The organism is Paraburkholderia sp. Ac-20336 (assembly GCF_017105025.1).
Taxonomy (GTDB): Bacteria; Pseudomonadota; Gammaproteobacteria; order Burkholderiales; family Burkholderiaceae; genus Paraburkholderia.
Map to the genome: position 1 here is coordinate 1 of NZ_JAAGPS010000209.1, position 7,053 is coordinate 7,053.

A 7,053-nucleotide genomic window follows, 5' to 3' on the forward strand; every position below is an offset into this window, starting at 1 on the left:
AGCCATGCCTCGGTGCGCGCGCGATCCATCTCCGGGCGGCCGGTGATGATCGCGCGAACGCGCCGCAGATCGATGCCGGGCAGCACCTCGAACGGCGGCAGCGCGTCGCGTTCGGCGAGCGCGGCGGCGAGGTCTTCGTCGTAGCGCGCGAGCGGCACGTCGGGCAGCAGGATGCCGTCGAGGTCGATCGCGTAGGCCGCGTACTCGTGGTCGTCGGCCATGGCGGACGCGGCGCCGGCCTCGACGCGCGCCCAGTCGTCGCGATAACGCTCGGTGTACGCCTGGCGCTCCCACGGAAACAGTGCGAAATAGCCGCGCGCGTCGATCGCGTAGTCGGGCTGCGTGCGGCTCAGATCGTCGACGGCGCCGGTCAGCGTTTTCACTTCGAGCCCTTCCGCCTGCAGGAACGCGATGCAATCGACGAGCGTGAAGCCGCGCCCGGCGATGTCCTCGCACAGCAGCACCTTCGAGCCGCGAGGCGGAACCGGCAGCGTCGAATCCCACGCGACCTCGCGCGCGCCGCGGTCGTAGCGCAGGAACGCGACCGGCGTGCCGACCGCGTGCGACACCATCAGCGCGAGCGGCGCGCCGCCGCGTAGAATGCCGAGCGCCATCGTGAAGCGCTCGGCGAGCAAGGCGGGTTGCAGCGATTCGATCCAGTGATCGAGCTGTTCGTAGGTGAGGGGCAGGACCGGCTTGTTCATGGCTGTCGAAGCGCCGCGTGGCGCGTGGCGGGCGAGTGTCTCGGCAGGCACGGGAAGCTCGCCGGCGTGGCGCGGCGGTCCCCGTTTTTGCGACACTGGATTTTGGCGATATTATGCATGCGGGTCAAAGATAGCGTGTCGGGGGTGACACGCGTTCGGCGGCGCGGCACGACGTATCGCATGAGATCGCGGCGGTCGCGGCGGGTAGCGCGAGCGCCGTCTCCACCCTGTTGACGCAGGGGCGGCGACCCACGAGGGCGGGGCAAGGGAGCAAGGGGAGTGGGGAAAGCGTCGCGCGCCATCCCGGCGGAGTCGCGCCGCGGGCCGATCCCGCGGATCAACGAAAAACGGATAAGAAAGTCGATGGCCAAAGTCATTGCAACACTGCGCGGCGCAATCGGCGCAATCGGCGCAATCGGCGCAATCGGCGCAAGCGGCGCAAGCGGCGCGCTCGGACCGGTGCGCTGGATGATGGCGCTCGCCTTCGCGCTGACCGCCTGCTGCGCGCAAGCGCAGGAGCCAGCGCAGGCGCCGCCGCTCACGCTCGACGTGTGGGGCAAGATCAGCAACACGAACGACGCGGCGCATCGCGTCTATCATTTCAGCGAAGCCCAGCTGCTTGCGCTGCCCGTTCATTCGATCACGACCGGGACCACCTGGACGCCGCGCTCGACCTTCACGGGTCCGCTGCTCGCCGACGTTCTGAAGACGGTCGGCGCAACCGGCCGCGAGATCGAATTCCGCACCTTCGACGACTACACCTACACCGTGCCGGTCTCGGACGCCGAGCGCTACGGCGTGATCGTCGCGTACAGCATGAACGGCCAGCGCCTGAAAATCAGCGACTTCGGGCCGCTGTTCCTCATCTACCCGCGCGACGAGTTTCCCGATGAACTGACGGGCGCGCTCGGCGACTCGAAATTCGTATGGCAGATCAAGGCCCTCATCGTCAAATAGTGCGCAGTCCGTGGCGCCGCGTGTTCCACGTGCTGATCTGGCTTACCGCGCTGGCGGCACCGGCCGGCGCGATCGGCTATCTGCTCTATGCGAATCTGCTGAACCCGCGCGTGACCGAGCAGTTGACCGGCACCTATGACGGTTTCTATTGGGACGCCGCGCAGTTGCAGATCGCGTACGGGCGCTTCGAGAGCCAACTGCTGCTGTATCAGTCCGGTGTCGACGACGACTATCAGCGGCTGCAACTGCGTTTCCAGCTGCTGCAATCGAAGCTGCGCGTAATCGACGGCTCGACGCACCGGCTCGCCGCGCAACTCGCGCTGCTGCAGCGTCAGCTCGACGAGATCGGGGCGCTCGAACAGGTGCTCGACGATATCCAGCCCGAGGTCGACGCGCTGCCGCGAGACCGCGGCGGCGCCGCGCAGATCGTCTCCAAACTGCGCCAGCACTGGAACGAGGTCAACGATCTCGCGCTCTCGCGCCGTTTCGCCGACGTCGCCGACCGCGAGGCGATGAACCGCGATTTCATCGACAAGCGCCGCATGCTGTTCGCGGGCGGGCTGTTGCTGCTGTTGCTGTCGGCGGCGGCGACGCTGCTGCTTGTGCTGAACGGCCGGCGCCGCGCGCGGCTCATGCATCAGCAGCGCGCGGCGCTCGACGCCGAGCATCAGGCAAGCCGTGCGGCGCGCGAGGCGAGTCTCGCGAAGGACGCGTTTCTCGGCATGATCAGCCATGAGTTGCGCACGCCCTTGCATGCGATCGTGTCGTCGGTCGAACTGCTCGGCTTCAACTATCACTCGGAGGCCGACCGCAAGGTGATCCAGCGGCTCGAAACCGCGGCGCGCCATCTCGAAGCGCAGATGAAGGACCTGACCGACTACGCACGCCTCGGTGCCGGCAAGCTCGAATTGCGGCACGAGCATTTCGAGCCGCGCGAGCTGCTCGCGTCGATCGTCGACGAACACACGATGTCGGCCGAAGCGCGCGGGCTCAAGCTCGACAGCGAGGCGAGCGGCGTGAGCGGGCTCGTCGAGTCGGACCCGCACCGCATCCGCCAGATCGTCAGCAACCTCGTCACGAATGCGATCCGCTATACCGAAACCGGCACCGTGCGCGTACGGTTGCTGCAGCGGCCGGCGCTGCTGAGCTTCGTCGTCAGCGATACGGGGCCGGGCGTGCCGAACGCGCAGATTCCGCTGATCTTCCAGGAGTTCACGCAACTCGACGCCTCGCGCACGCGCCGCTACGAGGGTGCGGGGATGGGACTCACGATCGTGCAGGGGCTCGTGAAGCTGTTCGGCGGCACGGTCGACGTCGCGAGCACGCTCGGCGAAGGCACGACCTTCACGGTGACGATTCCGGTCGTGCCGGTCTCGACGGTCGAGCCGACCGGTGTCGCGGCGCAGGCCGAGCCGGGCGGCGCGCGGCCGTGCGTGCTGATCGTCGACGACAACCGGCTGATCCGCGAGTCGTTCAGCGAAATGGTCGCGCACATGGGCTATGACGCGCATGCGCTCGGCAATGCCGACGACGCGCTCGCGTGGCTCGACACGCACCGCTGCGACGTGGTGCTGCTCGATCTGCATATGCCGGAGCGCGACGGCTATACGTTTCTCGCGGAGTTCGCGACGCGCGGCGGGCCGTCGGCGGGCGTGCCGGTAATCGTGGTCAGCGCCTATGCGCCGGAGGTCGTGCGGGAAGGAGAAGGCGGCTCGCCGGAATTCTTCGAGGCGTTATTAAAGCCGGTACATTACGGTGATTTGCGCAATGCGCTGCAGCGGGCGTTAGCGGCGCGGCATGCGCTGTGAGGCGCGCGGCGCTTCAGCGCCGCCGCGTCACGGCCGGTTCAGGCGCTTCGACAGATCCGCGACGAGAATCGCCATGCGCGCGGGCTTCTCGTAACACGCGACGTCGTAGTTGCGGATCACCTGGCTGATCTCCGACTCGCTCGCCTTGCCGGTGAGCAGCTCGCCCGTCAGCACGAAGATCGGCGCGTCCGGATTCTCCGAGCCGCGCACCGCGCCGATCGCGGCGGCCGACGTCTGCGCGCCGAACAGCCAGTCGATGATCACGCCGTCGAACACCTGGGTCTGCAACTGCTCGGTGAAGGCCGCGAGTCCGTAGATCGCCACCGCCGCGAAACCGCTGCGTTCGAGGTAGTCGCGCAGGTTGTCGGCGCTCGCCTGATCGTCGTCGACGACGGCGATGGTCGGCTTGTCGGTCTCGGCGCGGCGCGGATAGATCTCGATCTTGTGGACTTCGTAGGCGCTCTGGTACAGCGTGCCGTCATGGCGCGCGACGCGCCATTGGCCGAGCCGCGCATACGCGACGAACTCGGGGCGGCTGCCCGCTTCGAGCGCGGCGCCGACCCAGGCGGTGCAGGCAAGCTCGGTCGAGCCGATGCAGAACACCGCTTCCTGGGCGACCGCGCCGACCACGCCCGGATCGAGCGATTGCGCGCCGAACAGCTGCGCCGCCGGTTCGTCGAACACTTCGGCGACTTTCTTGATCTGCGAGAGGGTCCAGGGGCTATTGCCGCGCAGCTTGCGGTGTCCCTGGGAAAAACTCAGATCGAGGATGCGGCATAGTTCCGTGGTTTGCTGGCGTTTGCCGATTCCATGCCGGCTCATCAACTCGCGCACGCGCTCGGCAACCGCGATGGAGTCGGGTGAGTTTGTTTCGTTGGCCATACTGCGTAAGAATCCGCCGTCTTAAAAGGTACAGAAAAGGTACAGGAAAAGCGCGGTGCGAGAGACACTGCGCAGCCGCGCGCAGTCAATACACATACCGCGCCGGCGCGGGGGACAGCAAATGTACCGTAAAAAAATCACAATTTATGATTTTGTCGGGCCATCAGCCGACGCCGGCCCTGCGAAGGACGCAACGGGCATGCCCGCCATTTTTGATGTATTTCGCATCAAAACGAATTTTACCGATGAAACGATGACGTATCTGTAGGGTATGCCGCGCATGAGTTCCGTGCGAGCCTAGCTTGCCGGCATCTTTTCGAGCCTCGCCGCCGAGCTTTTCAGGCCTTTGAAAATCCGCTCCGCGACCTTGCCCGGAAACCGCTCGGGCAGCCGTGCCGCGACCCGCTCGATCACCGCGGGCGTCTGTTCGATGAGGCGCGCGATCAGCGGCTCGGCGTCGGCGCCGTAGGAGCACTTCAGCGCCATCGCGTTGAAGTGGCGCCGCTGCACGTCGCGAAACGCATCGTGCTTGCTGCGCGACCACAGGCCCATCGCGAGCCGTGCCTTGTACCACGACCACTGGTTCGGGCCGTTGCCCTCCACCGGCCAGATCGACATCACGTCGTAGAGCGGCGTGAGCCGGAAGTAGCCGCCCGCGAGCAGGCGGATGCTGAAATTCTTCGCGTGGCCGTCCGGCGCCGCGAGCATCCAGAACAGGATCTGGCTGGCGAGCAGCGTTTCGAGGTCCTGCCGCGCGTCGACCGATTGCTGGAGAATCCGCGCAAGATCGCGCAGGCCCGGGCCGCCTTCGTTTTCGTACTTGCGATGCGACGGCACGCCGTACACCTGGCAGAAGTCTTCCTGCGGCAGACGCAGCAGCCATTGGCCGCTCGAATGCATCTGCCGGTCGAAGCGCTCGACGGCGAGCACGCGCTGCTTGCCGAATCTCAGCACCTCGGCGTTCGCGGCCGGCAGGCCGTACTCGCGCAGAATCTGCAGACACAACCATTCGTTTTCGACCGACGTGCTGAGATCGGCGAGCCGGTTGCCGACGAGCCCGAGCGGCAGCTTGAAAATATGCGTGGTGGGCGTGGCGCCGTGCGGCCGCTGCCATTTGCCGTCGTGCCAGAGCAATGCGGTTTTCTCCTGGGCGCCCGCGAGCGAGATGCGGAAGTCGTCGGTTTCGTCGGGTGCGCCGAGTGCCGGACCGCCGACCGTTTGCGCGAGCAGCGCCTCGATCTCGTCGTCCGTGAGCGGGGTGCCCTCGATGCGGCCGACGCCGTCGGGCCTGTCGTCTTCGCCGAGCAGTTGGACCGCGCCGACGCAGTCGCGGCCGATCGCCCGCAGCAGATCGAATGCGTCGAGCGTTTCGGTCTGGTAGCGTTGCGCGATGCGTTTTCTGATGACGTCGCTATCGGGCAGCAGGTTGTCGAAGTAGTTGAGCACGCGCGGCCCTTTGTGCGGCCAGTTGCCGGGCGTGAACGGCAGCGATAGCGACAGCGGCCGGCCCGCGGCCGAGGCGATCCACGGGAGATCGTAGGAGAATTCCATCGGGCCGCGCGAGGGCAGGCGCCAGATGCCGACGCGCTCACCGTTGGCCCAGACCGACAATGCCCGTGCGTGAGTCGCGCGCCCCATCTCACCACTCGATGATCGGCGCCGGTTCGGCAACCGGCTGGTTTTTGTCGAGCATCTGCAACTGCAGGCCGTAGGCGCCGCACAGCGCGAGCAACTGGGCGAGCGTAAGCGCGCTCGCGTCGGTTTCGAGCGACGAAACGCGGCTCTGGCTGACGCCGATGCGCGCGGCCGCCTCGGTTTGCGTGAGGCCGGCCTGCCGCCGGCTGGCGGCGAGCAGTTGGGCCATCTGGTCTGCCTGAGCGATGAGATGAAGCATGGCAAAATATCTGCGAGACGAATATTTGCAATATATTCGCCAAACGAATATTTGTCAAATATGCGTGTGGCGAATAATGTGCGAATGCCCGGGAAATTCGCTGAGCGCCAGTCCTGGCGGGCTTCCCGCCCGGATCGCCGGTCCGCGCATTGCGGACAACTCGCGCGCCTGCGAAGATGACGTCCACGTTCAGGACCGTTCGCCCGCTGGTTGCGGCTCGATGAACATCACGCCATGCCCCCCGACCCGATAACCGCGATTCAATGACCACGACTTACCCGCTGCATTCGCACTTCACCCGCGCCGATCAAGCGTTTCCCACCCATGCCGACGTCGTGATCGCCGGGGCCGGCATCATGGGTTGCGCGGCCGCCTACTACCTCGCGCGCCGCGGCCTCTCGGTCGTGGTGCTCGACAAGTCGCGCATTGCCGGGCAGCAGTCGTCGCGCGCATGGGGCTTCGTGCGCCAGCAGGGCCGCGAAGCCGCCGAGGTGCCGCTGATGATGGAGAGCATCCCGTTGTGGAAAGAACTCGAGCGCGAGCTGAATTTCGATCTGGAATGGCGCCAGGGCGGCTGCCTCTACGTCGCGACCGATGAAGAAGACTGGGTGGCGTTCCAGCAATGGATGGACGTCGCGCGCCAGCACGGGCTCGACACGCGCACGCTCGAGCGCCGCCAGATCGATACGGTCGTGAGCGGCATGCAAGGTCCGGCGCTCGGCGGCCTCTACACGCCGAGCGACGGCCAGGCCGAACCGCGCCGAGCTGCGGCGGCGTTCGCGGCACGCGCGGCCGAAGCCGGCGCGCT

The 7,053-nt window shown here is 66.6% G+C and carries 8 protein-coding genes; 4 read left to right on the top strand and 4 right to left on the bottom strand.

Translation table 11 applies throughout. The features are described from left to right. Positions 1-704: phosphoribosyltransferase (locus tag GXB81_RS29845; RefSeq protein WP_205991099.1), on the bottom strand; the 704-nt coding region annotated here is incomplete at its 3' end. A 471-nt stretch (positions 705-1,175) separates the two neighbouring features. On the opposite strand from GXB81_RS29845, the gene GXB81_RS29850 reads away from it, so the two are divergent. After that, a complete protein-coding gene (locus GXB81_RS29850) occupies positions 1,176-1,661 on the top strand; it encodes a molybdopterin-dependent oxidoreductase (RefSeq protein ID WP_241016584.1) in 486 nt (161 codons plus the stop codon). Further along, positions 1,631-3,469 (top strand): ATP-binding protein, encoded by a 1,839-nt coding sequence (locus tag GXB81_RS29855; RefSeq protein WP_167283936.1) that lies wholly within the window; start codon positions 1,631-1,633, stop codon positions 3,467-3,469. Before GXB81_RS29850 ends, GXB81_RS29855 begins: the two co-directional genes overlap by 31 nt. Before the next feature lie 27 nt (positions 3,470-3,496). On the opposite strand, the gene GXB81_RS29860 is transcribed toward GXB81_RS29855, so the two are convergent. After that, on the bottom strand, positions 3,497-4,351 hold the full coding sequence (locus tag GXB81_RS29860) for a helix-turn-helix domain-containing protein (RefSeq protein WP_167283937.1): 855 nt from the start codon (positions 4,349-4,351) through the stop codon (positions 3,497-3,499). Between the two features lie 55 nt (positions 4,352-4,406). Here GXB81_RS29860 and GXB81_RS29865 point away from each other — a divergent pair, with 55 nt between their 5' ends. After that, positions 4,407-4,619, top strand: coding sequence for a hypothetical protein (locus tag GXB81_RS29865; RefSeq protein WP_167283938.1), 213 nt, complete (start codon positions 4,407-4,409; stop codon positions 4,617-4,619). Positions 4,620-4,648: 29 nt separating this feature from the next. On the opposite strand, the gene GXB81_RS29870 is transcribed toward GXB81_RS29865, so the two are convergent. Then, complete coding sequence (locus GXB81_RS29870; protein WP_167049845.1) at positions 4,649-5,989, bottom strand: type II toxin-antitoxin system HipA family toxin; 1,341 nt, start codon at positions 5,987-5,989, stop codon at positions 4,649-4,651. 1 nt (position 5,990) lies between these two features. Then, positions 5,991-6,245 (bottom strand): helix-turn-helix transcriptional regulator, encoded by a 255-nt coding sequence (locus tag GXB81_RS29875; RefSeq protein ID WP_167049847.1) that lies wholly within the window; start codon positions 6,243-6,245, stop codon positions 5,991-5,993. 263 nt (positions 6,246-6,508) lie between these two features. On the opposite strand from GXB81_RS29875, the gene GXB81_RS29880 reads away from it, so the two are divergent. After that, positions 6,509-7,053 (top strand): FAD-dependent oxidoreductase (locus tag GXB81_RS29880; RefSeq protein WP_205991101.1); only part of this gene is annotated, 545 nt, incomplete at its 3' end.

Excerpts from the sequence above, each read along its gene's own strand:
- GXB81_RS29850 (WP_241016584.1), top strand. The coding sequence starts at position 1,176 with ATGGCGCTCGCCTTCGCGCTGACCGCCTGCTGCGCGCAAGCGCAGGAG.
- GXB81_RS29855 (WP_167283936.1), top strand. The coding sequence starts at position 1,631 with ATGGCAGATCAAGGCCCTCATCGTCAAATAGTGCGCAGTCCGTGGCGC.
- GXB81_RS29860 (WP_167283937.1), bottom strand. The coding sequence starts at position 4,351 with ATGGCCAACGAAACAAACTCACCCGACTCCATCGCGGTTGCCGAGCGC.
- GXB81_RS29870 (WP_167049845.1), bottom strand. The coding sequence starts at position 5,989 with ATGGGGCGCGCGACTCACGCACGGGCATTGTCGGTCTGGGCCAACGGT.
- GXB81_RS29875 (WP_167049847.1), bottom strand. The coding sequence starts at position 6,245 with ATGCTTCATCTCATCGCTCAGGCAGACCAGATGGCCCAACTGCTCGCC.